General features: G+C 58.6%; 25 protein-coding genes. 9 read left to right on the forward strand and 16 right to left on the reverse strand.

Features of this window, described 5'->3' with window-relative positions:
* Positions 1 to 123: 123 nt before the first annotated feature.
* The 3 genes from AC3I0A_RS05915 (at position 124) to pdxH (ending at position 3094) form a co-directional block, all read left to right on the forward strand.
* Positions 124 to 1269, forward strand: coding sequence for a serine hydrolase domain-containing protein (locus tag AC3I0A_RS05915; protein ID WP_489376688.1), 1146 nt, complete (start codon positions 124 to 126; stop codon positions 1267 to 1269).
* Positions 1270 to 1423: 154 nt separating this feature from the next.
* Positions 1424 to 2422, forward strand: coding sequence for an OmpA family protein (locus AC3I0A_RS05920; protein ID WP_489376690.1), 999 nt, complete (start codon positions 1424 to 1426; stop codon positions 2420 to 2422).
* A gap of 24 nt (positions 2423 to 2446) precedes the next feature.
* Positions 2447 to 3094 carry a pyridoxamine 5'-phosphate oxidase gene (gene pdxH / locus AC3I0A_RS05925; protein ID WP_489376691.1) on the forward strand — a complete coding sequence of 216 codons (648 nt, stop codon included), beginning with the start codon at positions 2447 to 2449 and terminating at the stop codon, positions 3092 to 3094.
* 5 nt (positions 3095 to 3099) lie between these two features.
* Here pdxH and AC3I0A_RS05930 read toward each other — a convergent pair whose 3' ends face one another.
* On the reverse strand, positions 3100 to 3336 hold the full coding sequence (locus AC3I0A_RS05930; RefSeq protein WP_489376692.1) for a hypothetical protein: 237 nt from the start codon (positions 3334 to 3336) through the stop codon (positions 3100 to 3102).
* Positions 3337 to 3500: 164 nt separating this feature from the next.
* Here AC3I0A_RS05930 and AC3I0A_RS05935 point away from each other — a divergent pair, with 164 nt between their 5' ends.
* The gene (locus tag AC3I0A_RS05935; RefSeq protein ID WP_489376694.1) at positions 3501 to 3965 is read left to right on the forward strand and encodes an outer membrane lipoprotein; all 465 of its coding nucleotides are present in this window, start codon (positions 3501 to 3503) and stop codon (positions 3963 to 3965) included.
* 69 nt (positions 3966 to 4034) lie between these two features.
* Here AC3I0A_RS05935 and nhaA read toward each other — a convergent pair whose 3' ends face one another.
* A complete protein-coding gene (gene nhaA / locus AC3I0A_RS05940) occupies positions 4035 to 5246 on the reverse strand; it encodes a Na+/H+ antiporter NhaA (RefSeq protein ID WP_489376695.1) in 1212 nt (403 codons plus the stop codon).
* A gap of 286 nt (positions 5247 to 5532) precedes the next feature.
* Between nhaA and AC3I0A_RS05945 the strand changes: the two genes are divergently transcribed.
* Positions 5533 to 6630, forward strand: a complete 1098-nt coding sequence (locus AC3I0A_RS05945; RefSeq protein ID WP_489378433.1) for a PLP-dependent cysteine synthase family protein — start codon at positions 5533 to 5535, stop codon at positions 6628 to 6630.
* A gap of 122 nt (positions 6631 to 6752) precedes the next feature.
* Here AC3I0A_RS05945 and AC3I0A_RS05950 read toward each other — a convergent pair whose 3' ends face one another.
* Both AC3I0A_RS05950 and AC3I0A_RS05955 read right to left on the reverse strand, forming a co-directional pair.
* Positions 6753 to 8366 (reverse strand): NAD(P)/FAD-dependent oxidoreductase, encoded by a 1614-nt coding sequence (locus AC3I0A_RS05950; RefSeq protein WP_489376697.1) that lies wholly within the window; start codon positions 8364 to 8366, stop codon positions 6753 to 6755.
* Positions 8367 to 8491: 125 nt separating this feature from the next.
* Positions 8492 to 9166, reverse strand: coding sequence for a COG3650 family protein (locus tag AC3I0A_RS05955; protein ID WP_489376698.1), 675 nt, complete (start codon positions 9164 to 9166; stop codon positions 8492 to 8494).
* Between the two features lie 204 nt (positions 9167 to 9370).
* Between AC3I0A_RS05955 and AC3I0A_RS05960 the strand changes: the two genes are divergently transcribed.
* A complete protein-coding gene (locus tag AC3I0A_RS05960) occupies positions 9371 to 9700 on the forward strand; it encodes a SecDF P1 head subdomain-containing protein (protein ID WP_489376700.1) in 330 nt (109 codons plus the stop codon).
* 32 nt (positions 9701 to 9732) lie between these two features.
* Here AC3I0A_RS05960 and AC3I0A_RS05965 read toward each other — a convergent pair whose 3' ends face one another.
* Positions 9733 to 10332, reverse strand: coding sequence for a short chain dehydrogenase (locus tag AC3I0A_RS05965; RefSeq protein ID WP_489376701.1), 600 nt, complete (start codon positions 10330 to 10332; stop codon positions 9733 to 9735).
* A 104-nt stretch (positions 10333 to 10436) separates the two neighbouring features.
* Between AC3I0A_RS05965 and AC3I0A_RS05970 the strand changes: the two genes are divergently transcribed.
* Positions 10437 to 11345 carry a LysR family transcriptional regulator gene (locus AC3I0A_RS05970; RefSeq protein ID WP_489376703.1) on the forward strand — a complete coding sequence of 303 codons (909 nt, stop codon included), beginning with the start codon at positions 10437 to 10439 and terminating at the stop codon, positions 11343 to 11345.
* 3 nt (positions 11346 to 11348) lie between these two features.
* On the opposite strand, the gene AC3I0A_RS05975 is transcribed toward AC3I0A_RS05970, so the two are convergent.
* From AC3I0A_RS05975 to AC3I0A_RS06015, 9 genes are all read right to left on the reverse strand, one after another.
* Positions 11349 to 11852 (reverse strand): DoxX family protein, encoded by a 504-nt coding sequence (locus AC3I0A_RS05975; RefSeq protein WP_489376704.1) that lies wholly within the window; start codon positions 11850 to 11852, stop codon positions 11349 to 11351.
* Positions 11849 to 12625 carry an HvfC/BufC N-terminal domain-containing protein gene (locus AC3I0A_RS05980; RefSeq protein ID WP_489376705.1) on the reverse strand — a complete coding sequence of 259 codons (777 nt, stop codon included), beginning with the start codon at positions 12623 to 12625 and terminating at the stop codon, positions 11849 to 11851. Before AC3I0A_RS05980 ends, AC3I0A_RS05975 begins: the two co-directional genes overlap by 4 nt.
* The gene (bufB, locus tag AC3I0A_RS05985) at positions 12622 to 13515 is read right to left on the reverse strand and encodes an MNIO family bufferin maturase (RefSeq protein ID WP_489376707.1); all 894 of its coding nucleotides are present in this window, start codon (positions 13513 to 13515) and stop codon (positions 12622 to 12624) included. The genes AC3I0A_RS05980 and bufB overlap by 4 nt, the downstream gene beginning before the upstream one ends.
* Positions 13516 to 13537: 22 nt before the next feature.
* Positions 13538 to 13846: a BufA1 family periplasmic bufferin-type metallophore gene (locus AC3I0A_RS05990; RefSeq protein ID WP_489376709.1), complete on the reverse strand. Its 309-nt coding sequence runs from the start codon at positions 13844 to 13846 to the stop codon at positions 13538 to 13540.
* 328 nt (positions 13847 to 14174) lie between these two features.
* Positions 14175 to 14876, reverse strand: coding sequence for an ABC transporter ATP-binding protein (locus AC3I0A_RS05995; RefSeq protein WP_489376711.1), 702 nt, complete (start codon positions 14874 to 14876; stop codon positions 14175 to 14177).
* Positions 14877 to 15644: a high-affinity branched-chain amino acid ABC transporter ATP-binding protein LivG gene (livG, locus tag AC3I0A_RS06000; protein WP_489376712.1), complete on the reverse strand. Its 768-nt coding sequence runs from the start codon at positions 15642 to 15644 to the stop codon at positions 14877 to 14879.
* Positions 15641 to 16897: a high-affinity branched-chain amino acid ABC transporter permease LivM gene (locus tag AC3I0A_RS06005; protein WP_489376713.1), complete on the reverse strand. Its 1257-nt coding sequence runs from the start codon at positions 16895 to 16897 to the stop codon at positions 15641 to 15643. Before AC3I0A_RS06005 ends, livG begins: the two co-directional genes overlap by 4 nt.
* Positions 16894 to 17817, reverse strand: coding sequence for a high-affinity branched-chain amino acid ABC transporter permease LivH (gene livH, locus AC3I0A_RS06010; RefSeq protein WP_489376714.1), 924 nt, complete (start codon positions 17815 to 17817; stop codon positions 16894 to 16896). The genes AC3I0A_RS06005 and livH overlap by 4 nt, the downstream gene beginning before the upstream one ends.
* A 227-nt stretch (positions 17818 to 18044) precedes the next feature.
* On the reverse strand, positions 18045 to 19172 hold the full coding sequence (locus AC3I0A_RS06015) for a branched-chain amino acid ABC transporter substrate-binding protein (RefSeq protein WP_489376715.1): 1128 nt from the start codon (positions 19170 to 19172) through the stop codon (positions 18045 to 18047).
* 340 nt (positions 19173 to 19512) lie between these two features.
* On the opposite strand from AC3I0A_RS06015, the gene AC3I0A_RS06020 reads away from it, so the two are divergent.
* Entirely contained in the window at positions 19513 to 19818 is a 306-nt protein-coding gene (locus AC3I0A_RS06020) for a DUF2288 domain-containing protein (protein ID WP_489376716.1), read from the forward strand.
* A 693-nt stretch (positions 19819 to 20511) separates the two neighbouring features.
* On the opposite strand, the gene AC3I0A_RS06025 is transcribed toward AC3I0A_RS06020, so the two are convergent.
* Complete coding sequence (locus AC3I0A_RS06025; protein ID WP_489376717.1) at positions 20512 to 22692, reverse strand: hypothetical protein; 2181 nt, start codon at positions 22690 to 22692, stop codon at positions 20512 to 20514.
* A gap of 197 nt (positions 22693 to 22889) precedes the next feature.
* On the opposite strand from AC3I0A_RS06025, the gene AC3I0A_RS06030 reads away from it, so the two are divergent.
* Positions 22890 to 23786 (forward strand): NAD(P)-dependent oxidoreductase, encoded by an 897-nt coding sequence (locus AC3I0A_RS06030; RefSeq protein WP_489376719.1) that lies wholly within the window; start codon positions 22890 to 22892, stop codon positions 23784 to 23786.
* On the opposite strand, the gene AC3I0A_RS06035 is transcribed toward AC3I0A_RS06030, so the two are convergent.
* Positions 23677 to 25965 (reverse strand): putative bifunctional diguanylate cyclase/phosphodiesterase, encoded by a 2289-nt coding sequence (locus tag AC3I0A_RS06035; RefSeq protein ID WP_489376720.1) that lies wholly within the window; start codon positions 25963 to 25965, stop codon positions 23677 to 23679. The two genes, AC3I0A_RS06030 and AC3I0A_RS06035, sit on opposite strands and share 110 nt — an antisense overlap.
* Between the last annotated feature and the right edge of the window lie 216 nt (positions 25966 to 26181).

Genomic DNA, 26181 nt, shown 5'->3' on the forward strand with positions numbered 1-26181 from the left:
GGCGCTGCAGATTTCGAATCCAGCCCGAATACGGGCGACCGCCCAGCCCAAGCCGATTCCCAAATCCCTCAAGGGCTGGAACAATGTGTAACTTTGTAAAACGTTTGTCCGGGAGAGGTGCGGGTGCAGATTCAGGGTCATTACGAGCTTAAGTTCGAAGCGGTGCGCGAAGCGTTTGCAGCACTCTTCGATGATCCTCAGGAACGTGGCGCCGCGCTGTGCATTCAGATCGGCGGGGAAACAGTAGTCGACCTCTGGGCCGGTACGGCAGACAAGGACGGCACCGAGGCCTGGCACAGCGACACCATTGCCAACCTGTTTTCCTGCACCAAGACCTTTACCGCAGTCACCGCGTTGCAACTGGTTGCCGAAGGTAAATTGCAACTGGATGCACCCGTCGCCAGGTACTGGCCCGAGTTCGCTGCCGCCGGCAAGGAATCGGTCACCCTGCGCCACTTGCTCTCTCATCAGGCTGGCTTGCCGGCGTTGCGCGAGTTACTGGCGCCCGAGGCCCTTTACGACTGGCCAACCATGGTCGATGCCCTGGCCGCCGAAGCCCCTTGGTGGACGCCCGGCGAAGGCCATGGTTATGCGGCGATCACCTATGGCTGGCTGGTCGGTGAACTGTTGCGTCGCGCTGACGGGCGGGGGCCGGGAGAGTCTATCGTGGCGCGGGTTGCGCGGCCGTTGGGGCTGGATTTTCACGTGGGCCTGGCAGACGAAGAGTTCCATCGCGTCGCGCATATCGCTCGCGGCAAAGGCAATGTCGGCGACGCTGCCGCTCAGCGCTTGCTGCAAGTAACGATGCGTGAGCCAACGGCCATGACCACCCGGGCCTTCACCAACCCGCCGTCGATCATGACCAGCACCAACAAGCCGGAATGGCGGCGTATGCAGCAACCTGCGGCCAATGGGCACGGCAATGCCCGCAGCCTGGCGGGGTTCTACAGCGGTTTGCTCGACGGCAGCCTGCTGGAAGCCGAAATGCTCAACGAACTGACCCGTGAGCACAGCATCGGGCCGGACAAAACGTTATTGACCCAGACCCGCTTCGGTCTGGGCTGCATGCTCGATCAACCGGATGTACCCAATGCGACCTACGGCCTCGGCCGACGGGCGTTTGGCCATCCAGGCGCCGGCGGCTCCATCGGTTTTGCAGATCCTGAGCACGATGTGGCCTTCGGCTTTGTGACCAACACTCTGGGCCCGTACGTCCTGATGGACCCGCGGGCGCAAAAGCTGGTGCGAGTGTTGGCCGGCTGCCTGTAAAGGGCCGTTGATCGACAAGGATTCGCAAATATCACAGAAAAATCCCCGGGTCGGAACCCGGTGGCTTTTCTGCTTTCAAAGCGTCGGTTTATGCGGGGGCTTAGGTGGATCGTAGCGCCCGATTGTCCTTCATCTCATTTTTGTGGATTACCCAATGTCATCGAATAAAACTCTCGCTCTGGCGCTTTGCTTGGCAATCACCGGTTGCGCACAAACTCCGCAGAAAGGTGCTGAAGGCGGTCACTGGTGGCAGTTCGGCTCATCCGACAAGGTTGCCAGCAAGGCGTCGACCCCGACGCCAGTCAAGCCGGTAACTCCAGCCCCTGTAGCCAAAGCCGCCGCACCTGCGACAGTCGCTAAAGCCGATACCGGGACCCATTGGTGGTGGCCGTTCGGCGGTAAGGAGCAGGACACCGCGAAGACGAAGGTTGTGCCAATGCCGGACCCGAAAGTCACTCAAGCCTGGCTGGATGACTACGAACCGCGCCTGCGCACCGCGATCAAGGACAGCAACCTGACACTCGAGCGTCAAGAAAACCTGTTGGTGGTGACGGCACCGGCCGACAGTTCGTTCAATCCGGATCGTCCGGCCATGTTGCTCCCTGCCACACTGGGTCCATTCACCCGGATCGCAAAGATTCTTGAAGCAGACCCAAAAACCGCCGTACTGATACTCGGCCACGCCGATAGCGCGGGTGCTGCTTCTGCGAACGTGAAACTGAGCCAGGAACGCGCGCAGTCGATCGCCGCGATCTTCCGTCTCAGCGGCTTGCAGCGCGACCGCCTGATGCTGCGTGGCATGGGCTCGGATGCGCCGCGCGCGGCCAACGACAGCGTTGAAGGTCGTAAGTTGAACCGTCGGGTGGAACTCCTGCTGACCCCGCGAGACACCCTGGTTGCCCTGCTGAGCAAGTACAACATGCCAGCGCCGGCACCGGTGACCAAGGCCGTCGCCCAGGACATCAAACCACTGGTCAAGCCTGTAGTGGCTCCTGCGAAGAAAGCCGCTCCCGCGAAAAAGGCCGCCTCGACCAAGAAAGCTGCTGCCAAAACCGCGGCCAAGAAAACCCCCGCCAAGGCCACGGCGAAAAAGCCAGCCCCGGCCGTAGCTCCAGAAAAGAAAGTCGAAGCGACCGAACCAGCCAAAAACTGATTATCCACGCAGAAGGAAAGCGCCATGACCCAAAGTCTGGCTGATATGCGCCGCGACTACACGCGCGATGGACTGACCGAGGCCCAGGCTCCGGCTGAGCCTTTCGCGCTGTTCCATCAGTGGTTTGCCGAGGCGGTGAAAACCGAACAGCCGCCGGTCGAAGCGAATGCGATGACCCTGGCCACCGTCGATCAGGACGGTCGCCCGCATTGCCGCATTCTGCTGCTCAAGGGGCTGGACGAGCAGGGCTTCACCTTCTTCACCAACTACGAGAGTGCGAAGGGGCAGCAATTGTCGGTTCGCCCGTTCGCCGCCATGACCTTTTTCTGGCCGACGCTGGAACGCCAGGTACGCATCGAAGGGCGGGTGGTCAAGGTTACGCCGCAGGAATCCGATGCGTATTACCAAGTGCGTCCGCTGGGCAGTCGCATCGGCGCCTGGGCTTCACCGCAGAGCCAGGTGATTGCCGGTCGCGAGGAGCTGGAAGGGTTGCTCAAGACCACCGAACAACGCTTCAGCGACACTCAACCCCATTGCCCGGAGCATTGGGGCGGTTATCGCTTGTTGCCGGAACGTATCGAGTTCTGGCAAGGCCGCCCGAGTCGTCTGCATGATCGGCTCAACTATCGTTTGCAAGGCAGCGACTGGGCACTGGAACGTCTGGCACCTTAAATAGTCTACTGATCAGGATAAGTGGCCGCGGCGGCTTCGAGCCAACGCGGCAGATCCCTGCGTTTGACTTTCTGCTCCTGAGCGCTCGCCAGTTGCCGCAACATGAAGGCTTTTTTCTGCTCGTCGCCATTGGCCAAAGCCAGCGCCAGGTCGCGATCCATCCAGCGTTTGATCCGCACGTACAGCCACCAGTGGAAGTACAGCCCGGCGACGGTGGTGACGACAATGATGAAGTAATCCATGGAAATCCTTTGGCCGGCGGCGCAGGTTTTGATAAGTGCTACTGTGTGATGGGGCTCGGACGCTCCTGTACTGCGCCTGAATGAAACCAGTTTTATCCGGGCGATACCGTGACAGGCGTCAAGCTGCGGAGTTTAATGAATACCTGTCCTTTGGAGTTGATGCTATGCGTAAGTCTGTTCTGCTGGTTGCTTCTTTCACCACGATGGCGGTGTTGCTCAGTGGCTGCCAGTCCAGCCTGACCGGCGACTCTTACTCCCGTGACGAAGCGCGTCGTGTACAGACGATTCGCATGGGGACCATCGAAGCCTTGCGTCCGGTGAAAATCGAAGGTACCAAGACCCCGATCGGCAGTGCCGCCGGTGCGGTCGTTGGTGGTGTTGGCGGTAGCGCCATCGGTGGCGGGCGCGGCAGCATCGTTGCGGCCGTGATCGGTGCGGTGGCGGGTGGCCTGATCGGCTCGGCCACCGAAGAAGGATTCACCCGTACTCAGGGTGTGGAAATCACCGTTCGCGAAGACGACGGCAGCATGCGTGCCTATGTGCAGCAGGTTCAGGAAAACGAAGTTTTCCGTGTCGGCGAACGCGTTCGTATCGCGACGGTTGACGGTACCAGCCGCGTTGCCCACTAAGCGAAAGCGCTGCAAACAAAGCGCTTAAAACAAAACCCCGGCCAGGCAACTGGTCGGGGTTTTGTGTTTTCAGCCTTTGACGCCGTCGGCGCTCACGATTGAAGCGACGGAGGCCTTGCGACTGGCCGCCGCCGTCACGGCATAACCGATCAGCGCTGCGAGTATGGAGCCTGTGAGAATGCCCATGCGGTCCATCCCGGCGTAGTCGCTACTGCCCGGAACGAATGCCAGGGATCCTACAAAGAGACTCATGGTGAAGCCGATCCCGCAGAGAATCGCCACGCCGAGCACCTGACCCCAGTTCGCACCGGTCGGCAGCGCCGCAATGCCGATCCTGACCGCCAGCCAGGTCAGGCCGAAGACGCCGATGGTCTTGCCCAGCAGCAGGCCGGCGGCGATGCCCATCGGCACATGGTGGGTGAAGCTTTCGAGGTTGACACCGACCAGCGATACCCCGGCATTGGCGAAGGCGAACAGCGGCAGAATGCCGAAGGCAACCCATGGGTGCAGCGCGTGTTCCAGGCTCAGCAACGGCGAAGGCTCGGCGTTTTTGGTACGCAGTGGAATGCAGAACGCCAGCGTCACACCGGCCAGGGTCGCATGGACGCCGCTCTTGAGCACACAGACCCAGAGGATCAGACCGATGATCATGTACGGCCCGAGCTTCACCACCCCTAGCCGGTTCATCGCCACCAGTGCCACCAGACAAGCCGCGGCCAGTATCAGCGACAGGGTGGACAGTGCGCCCGAGTAGAAGATCGCGATGACGATGATTGCCCCAAGGTCGTCGATGATCGCCAGGGTCATCAGGAACAGTTTCAACGAGACCGGCACGCGTTTGCCCAACAGGGCCAGTACGCCAAGGGCGAAGGCGATGTCGGTGGCCATCGGAATGGCCCAGCCACCCAATGCCGTCGGGTCGTCCTTGTTGAGGAACCAGTAGATCAGCGCCGGCACGACCATGCCACCGATAGCCGCGGCGCCCGGCAAGACGATCTGCGAGGGCTTCGACAGATGACCTTCGAGGAGTTCGCGTTTGACCTCCAGGCCGATCAGCAGGAAGAACATCGCCATCAGGCCGTCGTTGATCCACAACAGCAGAGGCTTGGCGATCTTCAAGGCGCCGATCTGGGCGACTACTGGAGTGTCCAGCAGGCCGTTATACAACCAGGACAACGGTGAGTTGTTGATGATCAGAGCCAGGGCTGCAGCGGCAATCAATAACAGACCGCTGGCTGCCTCCAACTGGAAGAAACGCGTGAAAGTGCTAGGCAGAGGCAAGGTCGCTCTCCATAAAATGTTCAAAAGGTGGGACACCCTAACCCGTACGGTTAGTTGTTAAAACAAAAGTTATATTCTTTTTTGTTATATGCGTCGGGCAAGTGCTTTGTTGGCGAGGAGCCTAGCAGTTGTGTGTCTAATTGAGTCCCAGCTGTATCTTTGCGTTGTGTAGGAAATTTCCTAAGCTTGGGCTGTCTTGCGGCCGTGCCCGCAAATTCCCTTATCCCGGTATGGCCCAGCCAAATCGTCAGCGCCCTTTGAGCGTGCCCGCTTCACAGAGAAATCAATCATGAGCGACAACCGACAGTGGGCCCGCGAAGCCATCCGGATCATCGAAGCGGATTTTCAACGCAGTGCCGATACACACCTGATCCCCTTGCCGCTACCGGGCCTGCCGGGCATCGAGTTGTACTTCAAGGATGAGTCCAGCCACCCCACCGGCAGCCTGAAACATCGCCTGGCGCGGTCGCTGTTCCTGTATGCGTTGTGTAACGGCTGGCTCAAGCCAGGGGCGCCGGTGATTGAGGCGTCCAGCGGTTCGACGGCGATTTCCGAGGCGTATTTCGCACGTCTGCTGGGTCTGCCGTTCATTGCCGTGATGCCGGCCAGCACGTCCCAGGAAAAGATCGCGCAAATCGCCTTTTATGGCGGCAAAAGCCATCTGGTGCAGGATCCGACGCAGATCTATTCCGAGTCCGAACGCCTGGCGATGGAGAGCGGTGGCCACTTCATCGATCAGTTCACCTATGCCGAGCGCGCCACTGACTGGCGGGCGAACAACAACATTGCCGAATCGATCTTCCAGCAACTGCGTTTCGAGCGTTATCCGGAGCCGAGCTGGCTGATTTCAAGCCCTGGCACCGGTGGCACGACGGCGACTCTCGGGCGTTATGTACGTTATCGCCAGCACACCACCCGCGTGTTGTGCGCCGATGCCGAGCGTTCGGTGTTCTTCGATTACTACCAGACCGGCGATGCGAGCCTGCGTCTGGACTGCGGTTCGCGGATCGAAGGCATCGGTCGGCCACGGGTCGAGGCGTCGTTTCTGCCCAAGGTGATCGATGCGATGGTCAAAGTGCCGGACGCCTTGTCCCTGGCGGCCATGCATTATCTGGCACAGCGTCTGGGACGACATGTCGGCGGTTCCAGCGGTACCAATCTGATTGGCGCCTTGATGGCTGCACAACAAATGGTCGCGGCGGGGGAGTCGGGGTCGATCGTGGCGATTCTGTGTGATGGCGGCGAGCGCTATGCGACCACCTATTACGATCAGGATTGGCTGAAGGCCCAGGGGTATGAATTGAGTGGTTTGATCGAGGCGGTCGCAGCGAGTGCCGAGCGCGGCGAGCCATTGCCGGCCAGCGTATTGCGCGCTGGGATCTGAGGTCGTGCAAGTGACGCAGATCTAGTGGGAGCGTGGCTTGCCCGCGAAGCAGACGCTGCGGTCTAACAGGTAAACCGCGTATTCGTTCTTCGCGGGCAAGCCCGCTCCCACAGGGATAACGCTTAGGCCTCGATCCCGAGAATATTCCGCGCCACCGCTTCGGCGATGCGGATCCCGTCGACACCCGCCGACAGAATCCCACCGGCATAGCCTGCACCTTCGCCGGCCGGGAACAGACCTTTGACGTTCAGGCTCTGCATCGACTCGTTACGGGTGATCCGCAGCGGCGATGACGTGCGGGTCTCGATCCCGGTCAGCACGGCATCATGCAGGGAGTAACCCTTGATCTGCTTATCGAATGCCGACAAGGCTTCGCGAATGGCTTCGATGGCGTAGTCCGGCAAGGCCAGCGCCAGATCGCCCAGGGCCACGCCTGGCTTGTAGGATGGCTCGACGCTACCCAGCGCGGTGGACGGCTTGCCTGCGATGAAGTCTCCAACCAGTTGCGCCGGGGCTTCGTAGTTGCTGCCGCCGAGGATGAACGCGTGGGACTCCAGACGCTCCTGCAACTCGATACCAGCCAGCGGCCCACCCGGATAATCCACTTCGGGGGTGATGCCGACCACGATTCCCGAGTTGGCGTTGCGCTCGTTGCGCGAGTACTGGCTCATGCCATTGGTGACCACCCGGTTCGGTTCGGATGTTGCTGCCACCACCGTGCCGCCGGGGCACATGCAGAAGCTGTAGACCGAGCGCCCGTTACTGGCGTGGTGCACCAGTTTGTAGTCGGCGGCACCGAGTTTCGGGTGGCCGGCGTATTTACCCAGGCGCGCACTGTCGATCAGCGATTGCGGGTGTTCAATGCGAAAACCCACCGAGAACGGCTTGGCTTCCATGTAGACGCCACGGCCGTGAAGCATGCGGAACGTGTCCCGGGCGCTGTGGCCAAGGGCGAGAATCACGTGCCGGGAGCGGATCTGTTCGCCACTCGCCAGTTCTACACCGGTGAGCTGGCCGTCTTCGATCAGCACATCGGTCACCCGCTGCTGAAAACGAATTTCGCCGCCCATGGCTTCGATCTGGTGACGCATGTTTTCGACCACGCCGGTCAGACGGAAGGTACCGATATGCGGTTTGCTGACGTAGAGGATTTCTTCCGGCGCGCCGGCCTTGACGAACTCGTGCAGAACCTTGCGGCCGTGGTGTTTCGGATCCTTGATCTGGCTGTAAAGCTTGCCGTCGGAGAAGGTGCCCGCGCCGCCTTCACCGAATTGCACGTTGGACTCGGGGTTGAGGACGTTTTTGCGCCACAGGCCCCAGGTGTCCTTGGTGCGCTGGCGAACTTCGGTGCCGCGCTCGAGGATGATCGGCTTGAAGCCCATCTGCGCCAACAGCAGTCCGGCGAAAATTCCGCACGGGCCGAAGCCGACCACGATCGGCCGCTCGCTCAGGTCCTGCGGGGCCTGGCCGACGACTTTGTAGCTGACATCCGGCGCCGGGTTGACGTTACGGTCATCGGCGAACTTGAGCAGCAGCTTCGCCTCATCGCGCACGCTGAGGTCGATGGTGTAGATGAAGCACAGTTCGGAAGACTTCTTGCGCGCGTCGTAGCTGCGCTTGAACAAGGTGAAATCGAGCAGGTCATCACTGGCGATGCCCAGGCGCTGCACGATGGCAGGCCGCAGGTCTTCTTCGGGATGGTCGATGGGCAGCTTGAGTTCGGTGATTCGTAACATGACGGGATCCGGTTCGCGGGGCGCACAACTGCGCCAGGGCGGAAGGTGTTCAGACAAGAGCACAAACGGGCGATTATAAGCCCCAACGCCCATTTTTCGTGAGGTTAAAACAACAGCTCGTCGAATCAGTCGTCGCGCGAGCCGCCAAAATACGCGCAACCGCGCTGTACCTGACCATTGACCCGCAGCTCGGCGCTCATGTGCTGCACGCTGCCGCTGACGCTATCCACACAGTGCTGTGGCGCGACCCAGAGTTCGATGTGCTGATTGTTGGCTTCGCTGCTCAGGTTGAAACGGCCTTCGCCCAATTGTTCTTCCAGATAAGGCAGTGCCAGCGGCGGTTGGCCGGCACGATCGATGACCATGCCTTTGCCGGTGACGTTGACGCTCCACTGCGGCGCGTTACCGCTGGCGCGCAGGATCAGCCGTTTGAAGTCGGGGTTATCGCAGGCGCTACCCAAGCGTTCGACGCGGTAGAGCTTCTCCAGATCAAGCTGACTATCGGCGCCCGCGGTTTTGCTCGCAGAGATACTGCCGCGCAGGTCGGCGAAAAGCTTGCCTTGAGTGTCGGACAGAGCTGCAGCTTCCTGCAGGACACCGGTACCGCCGGCATCATTGACGACAAAACGACGTTGCTCCTGGCACGGCTGAAACAGCAACTGACCATCAGCGACCGTGAGTTCACCCTGCATGCGGGTCAGCCCTGCTTTGGAGGCGATTTGCGGTTGACTGGCAAACATCTGGCAACCGGCGAACAGAGGCAGCAGGGCAAGAATCGCTATGGAACGGGCAGCACGCATCGAGTGTTCTCCTGACAAGTGCTGCCACGGTACGCAGGCTGGCGGAGCATCACAAGACCGGCGTTGAACCGGAGCTGACGGGTAAAAATTTTTCAGCAACATTCTGAACATTAACAAAGGCGCTTCTGCGTGGTGCAGAAGCTAAGCTTCGAAAGCTGTTAAAAACTGCGAGGGCAAAAAATGCCAAGAGGCTGGAAATGGGTTGTGTTGTCACTGGTCATCATGGGTGCGATGCCCAGTCAGGCTGCCGAGATCGATTTTTCGTCAGCCTCGGACTTCATCAAGATGGAGTTGCTGTTAAAGGATATCGACAGTCCCAATCCCGATACGGTGGAGTTGAGCGTCACACTCAGCCCGCAAGCGGCCGAGCGAATGCGCAAGATCAGCCGTGACTCGATGAAGCAACCATTGACCTTGCTGATCAATGGCCAGCGGATTAGTACGGCGACCGTGCAATCGGAGCTGGGCGCGCAGTTCAGGGTTGCGATGCCACGGGCGATTGCCCGCGACCTTTTGCCCACGCTGATCGAATGATCAGACTCCAGCGCGCCCGATGCTCGAAAGCATCAGCCGACGTGAAACGTCTGCCCCGTCTGCAGGCCTTCGACACTTTTCGCATAGGCCAGCGCCACGTCAGCGCCCGGAACCGGTTTGAACCCTCGGAAGTACGGCGCATAGCTGTCCATGGCTTCGACCAGCACGTTCGGGCTCACCGAGTTGACGCGAAGACCGCGTGGCAATTCGATTGCAGCGGCGCGGACGAAGCTGTCGAGGGCTCCATTGACCAGCGCGGCAGAGCTGCCGGTACGAATCGGATCGTGGCTGAGGATGCCGGTGGTGAAGGTGAAGGACGCACCGTCATTGGCGAACTCGCGGCCGATCAGCAGCAGATTGACCTGGCCCATCAGCTTGTCCTGCAGGCCCAGGGCAAAGTCCTTCTCGGTCATGTCGGCCAAAGGGACGAAGTTGACGTTGCCGGCGGCGCAGATCAGCGCATCGAATTTTCCGGTCTGTTCGAACAAGCTGCGGATCGAAGCGCTGTCGCTGATATCAACATGGAAGTCACCGCTTTTACGGCCGATACGGGTGATTTCATGGCGCGGTGACAGTTCGCGATCAATGGCCGAACCAATGGTGCCGTTGGCGCCAATCAAAAGAATTTTCATCGTGCTGTTCCTGATGTGGAGGATCGAGGCTTCAGTTTAGAGTGGTTTTTTCCATTGATAAGCGCGCTAATAGGCAACCTTTGGTTTTCAAATGGAAACAATCCATGAGCGAAATGGATGATCTGGCGGCGTTCGCAGTGCTGATCGAGGCGGGCAGTTTTACCCTGGCGGCACAGCAGCTGGGTTGCAGCAAGGGGCAGTTGTCCAAGCGCATCAGCCAGTTGGAGACCACATTTTCGGTGGTGTTGCTACAACGCACTACCCGGCGTTTGAGTCTGACGGCGGCGGGCGCGGCGCTGTTGCCGCAAGCCCAGGCGTTGGTGATTCAGGTCGAGCGAGCGCGTCAGGCCCTGGCCCGCTTGAAGGACGACATGGCAGGTCCCGTGCGCATGACCGTTCCGGTTTCTTTGGGCGAGACTTTCTTCGATGGTTTGTTGCTGGAATTTTCCCGAAAGTATCCCGACGTGCAGATCGAGCTGGAGCTGAACAACAGCTACCGCGATTTGTCCCGGGACGGTTTTGATCTGGCGATTCGCTCGGAAGTGGCCAACGACGAGCGATTGGTGGCCAAACCGCTACTGGCCTGGCACGAGATGACCTGCGCCAGCCCGGCCTATCTTGAGCAGTACGGCGAACCGCAAACGCCTGCGGATCTGGCCGAGCACCGCTGCCTGCTCAACAGCCATTACAGCGGCCGTGAAGAATGGCTCTACCACCAGCAACACGAATTGCTCCGGGTCCGCGTCTCGGGGCCGTTTTCCAGCAATCACTACAGCTTGCTGAAAAAGGCCGCGCTGGCCAACGCCGGTATCGCGCGCCTGCCGTCTTATTTGCTGCATACCGAGTTGGCCGACGGCCGTCTGCGCTGGCTGCTACGCGACTATCAGACCCGCAGCATGCCGATGTACCTGGTGCACCCGTATCAGGGTGGCCTGCCCAAGCGTACGCAGGTGCTGGCCGATCACCTGGTCGGTTGGTTCAAGCGTAGCGGCGAGGCGCTGGATCGGTTGTAGCGTCTAAGCGTAACGCCTGGCGATCAGGTGATCGATCGACAGCACGCCCGGGCCTCTGGCCATCAAATACAACAGGATCGCCGCCCAGGTGCCGTGAGTCGGGTAGGCATCCGGGTAAACGAAGGTCTGAATGGTCAGCGTCATGCCCAGCAGTGCCAAGGCTGAGAAGCGGGTGGCGAAGCCGAGCAGAATCAGGATCGGGAAGAAGTGCTCGGCAAAGGCCGCCATGTGCGCGGCCAGCTCCGGGGATAGCAGCGGAACCTGGTATTCGCTCTGGAACAATGGAATGGTGGAATCGGCGAGGCGCGGTACCCCCAGTTCGAACGTGCCGTCGATGAGGTCGATGGCAAAGCCCTCGATTTTGGTCTGTCCGGACTTCCAGAACACCGCGGCAATGGAGAAGCGCGCGACAAAAGCGATCAGGCTGTGGGGGACTATCCCGAACAGCTCAATGACACGTTCAATCAAGCGCGCGAGGGGATTTTGCTGCTCTTGGCGGACGTTCATGGCGATACCTGGTCTTGTCGTTGTAAGTGGGTGATGGCGTTGTGGCTGATCAGCAGTGCCAGGCATTGGCTCAGGTCGAACTCCGGCGTGGCGTCCAGGCCATAGGCCACGGCTTGTTCCAGAGGCCAGCCGTTTTGCAGGCTGCGAATGAACATCACCGAACCGGTGTCGACGGCAAAGACCTCGACCTCCAGACCATTGCGCAGAATCAGCGCGTTTTGCCCATGCAATGGGTCGACCTTGGCCAGCGTTTCGTCTTGCTGATGCGCCGCCCATAGTGCAACCACGGCATAGGCCGAGTTCAGGGTGCTGACCGAGGGGTGAAGCTGGACGTGCAGCTCGCCAAGGGTTTGCGGGTCCGAAAGGACTGTGGCGATCTGCTCATGGCTCAAGGCCTGTGCATCGGCTGCGTGATAGGCCCGCACGCGTAGCCTTTCCAGTCGGGCGACGTCCGCCAGATAGGGCACGCTGGCGGCTGGCGCAAAACCCTCGATGAAGTCGGCGAAATTGTTGCCGTAGTCATTGAGCAACGGGCCTTGCGGCGCAAACTGTTGGATGTAGAGCCGGGCCATGGCGCGGAAGAACTCGTCCCCGACCAATTGCAAGACCACCGGGTAGCTGTCGGCCAATGCGTTGATCAGCGAGCTCTGCACGTTATTGCGATAGACCGCGAAGCGGCTGGCCGGGTCGGCACCGTTGGCGCTGCACAAACCTGACGGGCAAGCCCGTTGCGGGTCGAGCAGGGCGGCGGCGAAAGCTGCTTGAGTGCTCATGGCCGCACCTGCGCACAACGCAACAGCTCATCCGCCTGAAGCGCTTCGGCGTACAGCACGGAAAATGCCGGTAGACGATTATCTCGTTCGATCAGGGTAGCGATCGGCCCCGTGCGTTCCAGAACCCGCCGATACAGTGCCCACACCGCGTTATCGACCGGTGCGCCGTGGTCGTCGATCAGCAGCCGGTCGCCGAGGCTGTCGTTGTCTTCGGCAAAGCCCGCAAGATGGATTTCGCCAACCGCGTGCAACGGCAAGGCATCGATATAGGCCAGCGGATCGCGCTGATGATTGATGCCTGACACATAGGCGTTATTCACGTCGAGCAGCAGACCGCAGTCGGTACGGCGGATCACTTCGCGGATGAATGTCGCTTCATCCATGCTCGAGCGCTGGAATTCCAGGTAAGTCGCCGGATTCTCCAGCAGCATGGGGCGTTTCAGGGTGTTCTGCACCTGATCGATATGCTCGCAGACACGATTCAACGTTGGCTCGTCATAGGCCAGGGGTAATAGGTCATTGAGGAATACCGGGCCATGGCTGGACCAGGCCAGGTGTTCGGAAAAGGACTGAGGTTGATAACGCTCGATCAACTGCGCGAGTCGTGCAAGGTGCCCGCAATCCAGCGGACCTTCAGCGCCTATCGACAGGCCGACGCCATGCAGCGATAGCGGATACTGCTCGCGGATCAATCCCAGATAGTGATGAAACGGGCCGCCGGCGACCATGTAGTTTTCGGCATGAACTTCGAAGAAACCGAGGTCGGGTCGGGTACCGAGCACTTCACGAAAGTGCTCGGTCTTGAGCCCCAGCCCGGCGCGGCGCGGCAGCCCGCACGCCGAAGCCTGAGTGTGGGGATGTACGCTGTGCAGCGATGAAGTGGTCATCATCAACACTCAGGTAGACGGGTGATTACGACTTGGCCTTGTAGGCGGCCAGTTGACCGAAGCCGGTCGGCGAGGTCGGGCTGGCAGTCTTTTCGCAAGTGCCTTTCGGGACCAGTTTCCAGGAGTTCGCCTGGTAGTCCATCTTCGAGGTACCGGCGCAGGTGGTGCCAGCACCTGCGGCACAGTCGTTTTTACCTTTCATGGCGACGCCAAAGCATTTTTCCATTTTGTCGTCGGCGGCCTGAGCAGTGGTCGGCAGAGCGGCGATGCTCAAGGCAGAACCGAGAGCCAGAGCGAGGGCAGCGGCGGACAGGGTGCGAGTGGTAGCAGTCATGATGTTTCTCCATAGTAGACGTGGGTAAGTAAGCGTTTGTGCTTGCTTACCCTAGTAGAGAAACGCCAATGCCGTCTGTTACAGCCCACCCCAGAATTTTTTCAGAAATAGGTGAATGCGATCTACAAGACACCGTAAACCTAATGTGGGAGCGAGCTTGCTCGCGATAGCGGTCTAACAGTCGACATCAATGTTGAATGTTAGTCAGTCATCGCGAGCAAGCTCGCTCCCACATTTTTAGATCTCCATTGCTTAGAGTCCGTGTCCATTTATGGCAAGCCAAAAAAAAACGGCCCGCAGGCCGTTTTCTATTTTCTGATGCGAGTGCTTAGCCGCCCAGATAGGCTTCGCGCACTTTTGGATCGGTCAGCAGGGCTTCACCGGTGCCTTGCATCACCACCCGGCCGTTTTCCAGCACATAGGCGCGGTCGGCGATCTTCAACGCCTGGTTGGCGTTCTGTTCCACCAGGAACACCGTCACGCCATCGCGGCGCAGCTGTTCGATGATGTCGAAGATCTGTTGAATGATGATCGGCGCCAGACCCAGCGACGGCTCATCGAGCAGCAACAGCTTGGGCTTGCTCATCAGCGCACGGCCGATGGCGAGCATCTGCTGTTCGCCGCCGGACATGGTGCCGCCACGTTGGTTGAAGCGTTCCTTGAGTCGCGGGAACAACCCCAGAACCTTGTCCATTTGCTCCTGGTAATCGCCCTTGTCGGTGAAAAAACCGCCCATGGAGAGGTTTTCTTCCACGGTCAGGCGAGCGAACACCCGGCGGCCTTCCGGCACCACGGCGATGCTCTTGCGCATGATCGATGAGGAGTCCTGGCCGACCAGCTCTTCGCCCATGTAGCGGATGCTGCCGCTATGGGCCTGCGGCGAACCGCAGAGGGTCATCAGCAGGGTCGACTTGCCCGCGCCGTTGGCACCGATCAGCGTGACGATCTCGCCCTGACGGACTTCGACGTTGACGCTGTGCAGGGCCTGGATCTTGCCGTAGAAGGTGGAAACGTTTTCGAACTGCAGCATTTACGCTTCCCCCAGGTAGGCTTTGATCACTTCAGGATTATCGCGGATCTGCTCCGGCGTGCCGTTGGCCAGAGGCGTGCCCTGGTTGATCACGAAGATGTGGTCGGAGATGCTCATGACCAGTTTCATGTCGTGTTCGATCAGCAGCACGGTCACGTCATGCTCTTCACGCAAGGTGCCGATCAGCGCCTTGAGGTCATCGGTTTCCCGCGGGTTGAGGCCGGCGGCCGGTTCGTCGAGCATGAGGATGCTTGGACGGGTCATCATGCAGCGGGCGATTTCCAGGCGGCGCTGCTGACCATAGGCCAGGGTGCCGGCGGGACGGTTGGCGAACTCCTTGAGATTGACCTTGTCCAGCCAGAACTCGGCGTGCTCCATCGCCTCGCGTTCGCTGCGGCGAAACGCCGGGGTCTTGAACAGACCGGCCAGGAAGTTGGTGTTCAGGTGCCGGTGCTGAGCAATCAGCAGGTTTTCCACGGCGGTCATATCCTTGAACAACCGCACGTTCTGGAAGGTCCGCACCACGCCTTTGCCAGCGATCTTGTGGCCGGGCAGGCCTTCGATCGCTTCACCGTTGAGCTGGATGGTGCCGGCGCTGGGTTTGTAGAAGCCGGTCAGGCAGTTGAACACGGTGGTCTTGCCGGCGCCGTTAGGGCCGATCATCGACACCACCTGTTTCTCTTTCACGCTCAGGGCAACGTTATTGACCGCCAGCAAGCCGCCAAAGCGCATGCTCAGGCCATCTACTTTCAGGATCTCTCTGCTCATTTACGCAGCTCCATATGAGGACGTTGCATGGGCAGCAGACCTTGAGGACGCCAGATCATCATCAGCACCATCAAGGCACCGAACATCAACATGCGGTATTCGCTGAAGTCACGCATCAGCTCGGGCAACAGAATCATCACGACGGCCGCGAGAACCACGCCCAATTGCGAGCCCATGCCGCCCAGCACCACGATGGCGAGGATAGTGGCCGACTCGATGAAGGTGAACGACTCCGGCGTCACCAGACCCTGACGTGCGGCGAAGAAGCTACCGGCAAAACCGGCGAAGCAGGCACCCAGGGTGAAGGCCGACAGCTTGATCACGGTCGGGTTCAGGCCCAGGGCACGGCAGGCGATTTCGTCTTCACGCAAGGCTTCCCAGGCACGGCCGATCGGCATGCGCAGCAGACGGTTGATCACGAACAGCGCGAACAGCGCCAGCAACAGCGCCACCAGGTAGAGGAATACCACCTTGCTGATCGGGTTGTAAGCCAGGCCGAAGTACTCGTGGAAGGTCTGCATGCCTTCGGCGGCCGTTCTATCGAAGCTCAGGCCGAACAGCGTCGGTTTGGGGATGTTGCTGATGCCGTTCGGTCCGCCCGTGAGGTCCGTCAGGTTACGCAGGAACAGACGGATGATCTCACCGAAGCCCAGGGTCACGATCGCCAGGTAGTCACCGCGCAGACGCAGCACCGGGAAGCCCAGCAGGAAGCCGAAGGTTGCCGCCATCAGGCCGGCGATTGGCAGGCAGATCCAGAAGCTCAGGCCGTAGTAGTGCGACAGCAGCGCATAGCTGTAGGCGCCCACCGCGTAGAAACCGACGTAGCCCAGGTCGAGCAGCCCCGCCAGACCGACCACGATGTTCAGGCCCAGACCGAGCAGCACATAGATCAGAATCAGCGTGGCGATATCCACCGCACCGCGCGAGCCGAAGAACGGCCAGACCAGAGCGACGACGATCAATCCCATGATGACCCAGCGTTGGGTGCTGGGCAGGGTCATGAAGTGGCTGACCTTCGGCGAAACCAGCGGGCCTTTCGGCGCTGACTTCATCATGGTGTTCCACTGCTTGTCGAACAGCACGCGCAGGAACATCAGCACCGAGCTGGCGGTAATGATGAACAGCGTGGAGGTACTGGCACCCAGTACTTCGAGGTTGATGCCGGCGATGGACAGTTTCAGACCGAGTACCGGATAGGCCACGGCCCATACCAGCAGGGCGCTGAACAGCGCCTGTTTAAGATTCCTAGTCATACTTTCTCAATCTCCGGACGGCCCAGCAGGCCGGTTGGCCGGAATAACAAGACCAGAACAAGAAGGCCGAAAGCCACCACGTCCTTGTACTGGTCACCGAATATATCGGCGCCGAATGCTTCGGCCACCCCTAGCACCAGACCACCGAGCATGGCGCCCGGAATGCTGCCGATGCCACCCAGAACCGCCGCGGTAAAGGCCTTGAGGCCCACCAGGAATCCGGCATTCGGGTTGATCACGCCGTACTGCATGCTCAGCAGCACAGCCGCCACTGCCGCCAGGGCGGCACCGATGACGAAGGTCAGGGCGATGATGTTGTTGGTATTGATGCCCAACAGGTTGGCCATCTTGATGTCTTCGGCACAGGCCCGACAGGCACGTCCCAGGCGTGAGCGCGAGATGAACAGGGTGAGGCCGAGCATCACCACCAGGGTCACCACGAACACCAGGATCTGCATGTAGGAGATCAGCACTTCGTGTGCACCGCCCGGACCGAAGCTGAAGCTGCCCGGAATCAGGTTGGGGATCGATTTGTCCTTGGAGTCCTGCGAGAGCAGTACGGAGTTTTGCAGGAAGATCGACATGCCGATGGCCGAGATCAGCGGGATCAGGCGGTTACTGCCCCGCAGAGGGCGGTAGGCGATCCGTTCGATACTGTAGCCGTAGGCACTGGTTACAACGATGGTCGCCAGGAATGCGGCGGTCATCAACAGTGGCAGAGAATGGATGCCCAGCATGGCCAGTCCGGCAAGGACGATGAAGGCCACATAGGAACCAATCATGTAGACCTCGCCATGGGCGAAGTTAATCATTCCAATAATGCCGTAAACCATTGTGTAGCCAATGGCAATCAGGGCATAGGTGCTGCCAATGGTCAGACCATTAACCAGCTGTTGGAAGAAGTGATAGATGTCAGGCATTACAACGCTCCTAAAAACCTGATACGCATTTCACTGGTGGAGTCATTTTCCCGCTCAGGCCCCGTGGATCTGCATCCACTTCGAACGTGAGGTTTGCCAGCGAACCGCTGATGACGGTTTTGAGATTTTCAGGTGGGAAGGCTTCCGGATCACGGAGGCACGGCCCATTACCTCGTAAAACAAAGCCCACTGCTTGCGCAGTGGGCTCTATTACTTATGGAGCCAGCTTACTGAGGCGAAACTTCGGTCTTTGGTTTACCGAAGTGCCACTGATAGACCACGAACTTGAAGTCTTTCAGATCGCCCTTGTCGTCGAACGACAGGTCGCCGGTCGGAGTCTTGAAGGTACCTTTGTGGATGGCTTCAGCCACCTTGGTGGTGTCTTCGCTCTTCGCGGCCTTGATGCCTTCGGCGATGACTTCAACTGCCGAGTAGGCCGGGAACACGAACGGACCGGTCGGGTCCTGCTTCTTGGCGGCGAACGCCTCAACCAGCGCCTTGTTGGACGGGTCCTGGTCGAAAGACTTCGGCAGGGTCACCAACAGGCCTTCGGAAGCGTTCTGGGCGATCTGCGAGATGGAGTCGTTGCCCACACCTTCAGGCCCCATGAACTTGGCGTTCAGGCCCTTTTCCTTGGATTGACGCAGGATCAGGCCCAGTTCCGGGTGGTAGCCGCCGTAGTAGACGAAGTCGACGTTGGCTTGCTTGAGCTTCTGGATGATCGAGGAGAAGTCCTTGTCACCCGCGTTGAGACCTTCGAACACGGCAACCTTGACGCCTTTGCCTTCGAGGGTTTTCTTCACGGAAGTGGCGATGCCTTCACCGTATTGCTGTTTGTCGTGCAGCACAGCAACGATTTTCGGTTTTACGTGCTCGGCGATGTAGTTACCGGCGGCAGGGCCCTGGGCGCTGTCCAGACCGATGGTGCGGAACACCATTTTGTAACCCCGGGTGGTGATGTCCGGGCTGGTGGCAGCCGGGGTGATCATGATCACGCCTTCGTCTTCGTAGATGTCCGAAGCCGGTTGGGTGGAGCTGGAGCACAGGTGACCGACAACGAATTTCACACCATCGTTGACCACTTTGTTGGCGACGGCCACGGCTTGTTTAGGGTCGCACGCGTCGTCGTATTCCTTGGCTTCGAGCATCTTGCCGTCGACACCACCCTTGGCGTTGATCTGCTCGATGGCCATTTTGGCACCGATGAACTGCATGTCGCCGTATTGAGTGACCGGGCCGGTTTTAGGGCCGGCAATACCAATCTTGATGGTGTCAGCTGCGAACGAATGGCTGGCAACCCCGGCCAGAACCATAGCGGCAAACAGTTTGGAAATCTGCTTAGTAGCCTTATTCATAGTGCTCCACTCTTGCTGTTGTAGTTTTTATAGTCCTGGCGGCCAAAGCTGCAGAACCGGCTTAGATAGTTTGGTTATCTTCCCGGAAATGCCCCTGGCAACTGTACCGGTACAGTGTAGAGCGCCGGTCAATCGCTTGAAAAGCTGGCTGCTGGGGGCAAAACCCGTTCATGTCGCTTAATTGACAGAAAAAGACAGAATTGCGGCGCGGGTTTTGCCTGAACTGAGTGGCAATCCTTGGCTTTCCTGAACTTTTCGATCAGTTACTCATTTGCAACTGGGTTTTTCTGCCAGGTCACCGGCGTTATCATTGCGCCGATTTTTTTTCCTGGTGAGACCCATGACTCAAGAACCTAGCACCCTCTATGCCAAACTGCTTGGAGAAACTGCATCGATTACCTGGAAGGAGCTTGAGCCATTCTTTGCCAAGGGTGCCCTATTGTGGGTCGAAACCTCTCTGGATTTGATCGCAGTCGCTGAGGCTGTGGCCGAGAACCAGGCCGGGAAAGTGGCTGCCTGGTTGACCGCTGATGTGCTTGCCAAGGTGTCTGCGTCGCGGGCGCAGGATCTTCTGGAACGCGATCCACAGTTGTGGGCAGTGGTTGTTTCGCCGTGGATTTTGATTCAGGAAAGGGCGCAGGCCTGAATGATCGCACCAGATGGGTGCCGATATTCACTGGGTAAAAGTGTGTAGGCGAGTAACCGTGATCAGAGTGATGGCACGTTGCCGTAGAGAAACGCCCCATTGGGGGGTAACTGGCGATAAATATGCTCAGGGGCGGAACAGTTGGCCCGGTGTGACGAGGGTCACTTAATTGTTTCTGAGTGTAAGCAGCCGACAAGGCAAATCGGTCGCAGACAGCGGGCGTCAGATGGCCGTTAAAGGTCGCATCGCGCTCCTGATCAATGTATGTAAGTGCAGTCAAATAGCCGCGCATTGCCAGAATCCCTCAGTCTTTATCTTTGTTTTTATTTGGGTCGGACTGTAGAAGAAAGCCGGCAAATACTGGCTCTGGGCGGCGAATGGGGCAATGGTCAAAGCCCTCAATCTGATTGACTGGTTTGGCCAAAAGGGTGAGCGAGTTGCTTTCCGTCATGCTGGCGAGGGAGTTTTGAATCGAGCACGTACCTGTGGCGAGGGAGCTTGCTCCCGCTCGGCTGCGAAGCAGTCGTAAAATAGGTACCTGTGTTCTATCTGAGTACTCGCGGTGACTGATTTTAGGGCCGCTACGCGACCCAGCGGGAGCAAGCTCCCTCGCCACAGGTAATGTGCCCGGCGCCTCTTCCTTCACTGACTGGCATTGGGGCTTGCCCTGGATTGGTTTAGCCCGGCGCGGCTTTAGTTAGCCGTCTTGCCCGTATGGTTATTCAGCGAAATAACCTTGGTCTTGCCGATGCGATGGCGATAGATCTCGCGCAGGTACTTGATGGCCTTTTTCACGCAATCGCGAGACAAACGGATATCGTTGATCGAAACGAACTTGTCCTTGTCGTTGATCAGTTCGCGATACTTCTTCTCGTACATCGGCTTGATCGCGTACCAGTTGGTGTCGAGGATCTTCGCCGGGTTTTCGAACTCGTTGAGCAAATCGTCGATGAGGTCTTCGTCGAACTCTTCATTGATGATGAAGTCCAGGATCGAGTTGTCCAGCGTCTCATCGAAGCGGTATGGATTACGCGCAAAGCAGCGCTTGATAAAGGCCACGATCAACGTCAGGAAATCGTCGGACAGGCACGGGCTCTTGGCAATCAAGGTGGTCAGCGACAAGTTGGCAGAGGCACCGATTACCAGGGCATAACGTTTGAGTGTGGTGTTGGGGAACAGGCTGTTGAGGTGGGTCTTCAGCCGGTTCAGATCCATGTACGACAACTTGTAGTCCTTGGGCAAGGACACGATCGATACCACCGACGAACAGTTTTTGAAGAAGTGCAGGTCGTGCAGCGCCGCAGCGTCGTAACCCGAATTCTTGTACTGCTCCAGCGATGCGCGATAGCGCTTGGACTCGATCGGCAGCAGGCTGATGCCTTCGATGGCCTGGGTCACTTTGTTGAAGTGCGGCAGGTCGATGGAGCGAAAGAACAGGTCGTCGATGTTCAGGCGTTGCGGCTCTTTCTCGAAGACTTTGAACTTGTCATTCGATGGCGTCGGGGTTTCCGGTACCACGGATTCCGCGTAGGCAATGGCCACTGGACCGGCCAGACTCATGAACAGGTCATTGGCGTCCAGGCGAATGGTTTCGCCGATATCGATACCGGCCCGACGGAAATAGTTCTGGTCGTAGTCGGTGGTCACGGCCTGCGCGGTGAGAATGTTGAAAATCTGCTGAGAGATGTACTGGTTGGCGTGCTTTTCCATGGCATTGACATCAATGTTCTGGATGTTGCCATCATCGCTCTCTTCGGCGTAACGCATGATGTCGTTGGAGATCAGCATCATTGCGTTCCACGGGCGGATCCGGCCCATGACACTGGCTTCGCTGCTGTCTTCGTTGTCGAAGTTGTAGGAGAAGTCCCATTCTTCCGACAGGTATTTGCAGAGTAACCGACCAGCGTTGATATGCAGCGCTTCGGACATTTCGCTGCGGTGGTCGGAAATGTTTGGCAGCACGCAAATGCCGCTGGTGAAGATCGGCTCGAAAACGAAAGAGTGGCCGCTCTTGCTGTCATGCTCGTCCACCGGTTTGGTGTCGAACGTCTTGTTCATGTACGAGTATTGCTGGGCCAGGCCGAACTCCGAGGCCATACCCGAACCCGTACCGCCGCCGGCGCTGAAGATCGAGAAGTACAGACGCGACTGGTTGGCCTTGATCCCGCAGGAATCGATCAGGTACGAGTGGATCATCTTCCAGTCCGGGCTGGAAAAACGCTGGGTGTCCTTGTTGAGGATGATCTTTGCCAGGTACTGACCGAGGATCGGCGCGTTACCGGCACCGCCGGCGTGGACTTCCGAGAGGTCCATGATCTTCATTTTGCTGTAGTCACGCAGGAAGCCGCTTTTTTCGCCTTTGCGGGAAAAACGGATGCGACCGGCGATGTCTTTATCCAGGTCGCCCAACATGACCAATGGCTCGACCAGGAATACCGGTTTGGTGGTCTTGTTCGGGCCCAGGCGCAGGTTGTTGCGAATCCACTGCGCAGGACTGTAGCCCTTGTCGGCGTAAGGCTTGTCTTCGTTGTTGAATTCGTTCAGATAGAACTTGCGGGCGTTGTACACCAGTTCCGCAACGTCCAGCGCAATGTTCGATCCGCAGCGACCCAGGCCAATCAGGCAGACAGAAGGAAACTCCTGTTCGCGCCGCAGTTCGCTGTCGCCTTCGAGATGCGGTGCGCTCGGGAACACCATGTCGCGCAGGCCATCGAGGTTATCGAGGATGCGATCGGTATTGGTCTCGGTGAAGTACAGATACTGTTGGCTCGCAAGCGGGCGCGGGTTGGTCGATGGCTTCGACCCTGAGGGTTTATCCGGGGATGTCAGCGTCAGTTCGGATATCGCGTTGGCAGGGTTATTTTTAGAAGTCATTGAGCGCCACGTACTTGGACTGGTCGGCTGGGTGACGAGATATCATCGAGCCATCACGGAATGGGATCTCGCGACTTTACAGTGCGATATTGTCCCGAGCGATAGGGTTTAACCTTAGATGCGCTAGGGGGAATCCTTTCCTGAATCATGATGAATCGGCCAATAATCGGTGTTCTTTAATCCGGAAGGAGTGATTTATGTGTACTGCGTTACCTTCTTTGGCGTTTGCCGGTATCGGTTTGATGGGCTTGCCGATGTGCCGACGCCTGCTGGCTGCGGGTTATCCGCTGACGGTGTGGAACCGCAATCCGCAAAAATGTGCGCCGCTGGTCGAGGCCGGAGCGCAGCAAGTGGCTACTCCCGCTGAGCTGTGCCAGCACGCCGATGTGGTGATGCTGTGCCTGGCCGATACGGCCGTGGTGCAAGAGGTGGTATTCGGTACGGCTGGCGTGGCGCAGGGGGCAAGGGCCGGGAAACTGCTGGTGGACTTCTCCAGTCTTGAGCCGACTGCCACCCGGGAAATGGCCGCGCAGTTGCTGAGCTCGACAGGCATGAACTGGCTGGATGCGCCGGTCTCGGGCGGTACCTCGGGGGCTGAGTCAGGCAGCCTGGCGATCATGGTCGGTGGGCAAGCGACGGATGTCGAGCGTGTCCGGCCAATGCTCTTGAACCTGGGCCAGCGGGTCACTCATATGGGCGCTGTTGGCGCGGGCCAGGTGACCAAGGCCTGTAATCAGATGATCGTCGCCTGCAATGCGCTGGTGATCGCAGAGGTAGTGGCCCTGGCGGAGCGCTCAGGTGTCGATGCAGGATTGATTGCCGAGGCTTTGGCCGGTGGTTTTGCTGACTCTAAACCGTTGCAGATTCTCGCTCCGCAAATGGCTGAAAGCCGTTTCGAACCGGTGAAGTGGCATGTGCGCACGCTGCTCAAGGACCTGGATACAGCCGTGAAGTTTTCCCGCGAGCAAGGCTCGGCAACGCCCATCAGCGGATTGGCTGCACAACTGATGCGCCTGCATAGTGGTCAGGGCTATCAGGAAAAAGATCCCGCAACGTTAGTCCATCTATATCGTGAGCAACGTTCAGAAGATTGAGGGCGTCCAGGCTGTGATGTTTGCGCTGGTTGATTTCGTTCAGTACCGGACGTAATTCCCACAGGGGGACCGGGCGGCTGAGCAGGTAACCTTGAACGTAATCACAACCGTAATGGTTGAGTAATTCGTATTGCTGCTCGGTTACGACGCCTTCGGTGACCACCTGCAGGTGCAGGGTATGGGCCATGACGATAATGGCCTGGACGATCTCCATATCCTGAGTCGAGTTGGGGATGTCCTGGATAAATGATCGGTCGATTTTCAAGGTGTCCAGCGGCAGGCGTTTGAGATAGGCCAGGGACGAATAACCGGTGCCAAAATCGTCGATCGACAGCGAAACACCGAGCGCGCGAATCTGCCGCAGCAGTCCCAGCGTGTCGGCGATATTGCCCATCAGGGCGTTTTCGGTGACTTCCAGTTCCAGCCGTTGCGGAGCAACGCCTGCGGCTCGCAGCGCACTCTCGATTTCATCGACGAGTTCTTCGCGTCCCAGGTTCAGGGCCGAACAGTTCACGGCGATTTTCAGTTCTTCACATCCATGCCCGGAAAGCTCGCTCAAATCTTCGCAGGCTTTGCGCAGCACCCAATTATCCAGCTCGGCGATCAGCCCGTTGGCCTCGGCAATACCGATGAACCGGTCGGGCAGCAGCAAACCATGTACTGGATGTTGCCAGCGAACCAGAGCTTCAAGTTTGGTGACCCGACCGCTTTTCAAGTCAAGGATCGGTTGATAATAGAGCATCAACCCGACCTCATCACGCAGCGCGTTGCGCAGTTCCTCTTCGAGTTGCAGCTCGAGAGTGGCTCTGGTTTTCAGGTTGGGACTGAAGAAATGCAGCCCGTTACGACCGCTGCCTTTGGATTGATACAGCGCCAAATCAGCGTTTTTCAGCAGTTCTTCGCAGGTCCTGCCGTCGTCGGGAAACACGCTGATGCCGATGCTGGTGGTCATGACCATGCGTCGTCCGGACAGTTCGATGGGCTCCTTCATTTTCAGCATGATCCGTTGCGCTATGTTTCGTGCTTCATCGCGATGATAGAGGCTGATCAGAATGCAGAATTCATCACCGCCAAAGCGTGCCACCACATCGTCATGGTTGCGGGTCGCGCCTTTGATATGGTTGGCGAGGACTTTCAGCAATTCGTCGCCGGCGTCATGGCCGAGGCTGTCGTTGATACGCTTGAAGTGATCGATATCCAGAAATAACACCGCCAGCATGCCGTCGTGGGCGCTTTTCTCGATGAGTTTCTCGGCGAAGATCTGGTTGAAGCCGCGGCGATTGAGCAGGTTGGTCAAGGCGTCGTAGTGGGCCACTTGCTGCAGTGATACGCGAGCTTGATCCAGTTGGCTGAGCAACTCGTTGACCCGGCGCAGGTCGTGTTCCTTGTTTTGCAGTTTCTTGTCGGCCAGTGCGGCGCTGATGCTGCTGCCAATGATCAACAAGGTGATGACGGCGAGGGTCAGCGCCAGCTGCATATGATTGTTATCGGCGGGGAGTTGCACAAGGTTGCCGGCGGGTAGAACCAGGGTCAGAGCCCACATGCCGGTAAAGTGCATGCTGACGATCCCGCCTCCAAGCACCAGGCTGGCTGAGTACTTGAGTAGTTGATGGAATATGCCGCGGCCATTACGCAGATACCGCGACAGCAACAAGGCTGTGAGGCTGGCGCCAATGGCGATCGCGATGGATAAGCCAAACAGCGTGGGGTGGTAGTAGGCAGTGGCATTCGAGCGCATGGCGGCCATGCCGACGTAATGCATGGCGGCAATTCCCAGGCCCATCCACACCGATGCTTTCAGGTACTGCCGCAGATGCAGGTGTGCGTGACTGAGGGTGTTCATCGCCAGCAATGATGCAATAAAGGCGATCAACAGCGACAAGAGGGTAATTGGCAGCTCGTAACGGATTTCAATCGGCGCCTGGAACGCCAGCATGCTGATGAAGTGCATGGCCCAGATACCGCCAGCCAGACAACAGGCACCAACCAGGCACCAGATCCGCCGGGATTCGGGTTTTTCCACATGGCCGACCCGTTCGGCCATGTCCAGAACGGCGAAACCGGCCGCGCAGGCGACCACGTAAGCCAAGAGCACCAGAAAGTGGTTATGACTGCAATCAAGTACGACCTGTCCACTCTCCGGGAGCTCGGTAATAAAATGCAAACCAAGCCAATCCATAGCATGCCCCATTACTGAATCATGTCGCACCAGCGCCATACGCGCTGGCGAATCCCTGGAGTATAGAGGTCGTGCACAGACAGCAAACGGTAGTGGCACCTTGCTGCCAATGATTTCGCAATGAGCTCAAGAACCTTTCGAAATAAGCGGTTATCCATTCTGTCGCGATTCCCATGAGGGGATATCAGCTTTACGAATCATTACAGACAGCCAGGG

Source organism: Pseudomonas sp. KH_024_B2 (assembly GCF_057839965.1).

Coding starts and splice junctions, on each gene's coding strand:
- AC3I0A_RS05920 (WP_489376690.1), top strand. CDS start 1,424: ATGTCATCGAATAAAACTCTCGCTCTGGCGCTTTGCTTGGCAATCACC.
- pdxH (WP_489376691.1), top strand. CDS start 2,447: ATGACCCAAAGTCTGGCTGATATGCGCCGCGACTACACGCGCGATGGA.
- AC3I0A_RS05930 (WP_489376692.1), bottom strand. CDS start 3,336: ATGGATTACTTCATCATTGTCGTCACCACCGTCGCCGGGCTGTACTTC.
- AC3I0A_RS05935 (WP_489376694.1), top strand. CDS start 3,501: ATGCGTAAGTCTGTTCTGCTGGTTGCTTCTTTCACCACGATGGCGGTG.
- AC3I0A_RS05950 (WP_489376697.1), bottom strand. CDS start 8,366: ATGTTACGAATCACCGAACTCAAGCTGCCCATCGACCATCCCGAAGAA.
- AC3I0A_RS05955 (WP_489376698.1), bottom strand. CDS start 9,166: ATGCGTGCTGCCCGTTCCATAGCGATTCTTGCCCTGCTGCCTCTGTTC.
- AC3I0A_RS05965 (WP_489376701.1), bottom strand. CDS start 10,332: ATGAAAATTCTTTTGATTGGCGCCAACGGCACCATTGGTTCGGCCATT.
- AC3I0A_RS05970 (WP_489376703.1), top strand. CDS start 10,437: ATGAGCGAAATGGATGATCTGGCGGCGTTCGCAGTGCTGATCGAGGCG.
- AC3I0A_RS05975 (WP_489376704.1), bottom strand. CDS start 11,852: ATGAACGTCCGCCAAGAGCAGCAAAATCCCCTCGCGCGCTTGATTGAA.
- AC3I0A_RS05980 (WP_489376705.1), bottom strand. CDS start 12,625: ATGAGCACTCAAGCAGCTTTCGCCGCCGCCCTGCTCGACCCGCAACGG.
- bufB (WP_489376707.1), bottom strand. CDS start 13,515: ATGATGACCACTTCATCGCTGCACAGCGTACATCCCCACACTCAGGCT.
- AC3I0A_RS05990 (WP_489376709.1), bottom strand. CDS start 13,846: ATGACTGCTACCACTCGCACCCTGTCCGCCGCTGCCCTCGCTCTGGCT.
- AC3I0A_RS05995 (WP_489376711.1), bottom strand. CDS start 14,876: ATGCTGCAGTTCGAAAACGTTTCCACCTTCTACGGCAAGATCCAGGCC.
- livG (WP_489376712.1), bottom strand. CDS start 15,644: ATGAGCAGAGAGATCCTGAAAGTAGATGGCCTGAGCATGCGCTTTGGC.
- AC3I0A_RS06005 (WP_489376713.1), bottom strand. CDS start 16,897: ATGACTAGGAATCTTAAACAGGCGCTGTTCAGCGCCCTGCTGGTATGG.
- livH (WP_489376714.1), bottom strand. CDS start 17,817: ATGCCTGACATCTATCACTTCTTCCAACAGCTGGTTAATGGTCTGACC.
- AC3I0A_RS06015 (WP_489376715.1), bottom strand. CDS start 19,172: ATGAATAAGGCTACTAAGCAGATTTCCAAACTGTTTGCCGCTATGGTT.
- AC3I0A_RS06020 (WP_489376716.1), top strand. CDS start 19,513: ATGACTCAAGAACCTAGCACCCTCTATGCCAAACTGCTTGGAGAAACT.
- AC3I0A_RS06025 (WP_489376717.1), bottom strand. CDS start 22,692: ATGACTTCTAAAAATAACCCTGCCAACGCGATATCCGAACTGACGCTG.
- AC3I0A_RS06030 (WP_489376719.1), top strand. CDS start 22,890: ATGTGTACTGCGTTACCTTCTTTGGCGTTTGCCGGTATCGGTTTGATG.
- AC3I0A_RS06035 (WP_489376720.1), bottom strand. CDS start 25,965: ATGGATTGGCTTGGTTTGCATTTTATTACCGAGCTCCCGGAGAGTGGA.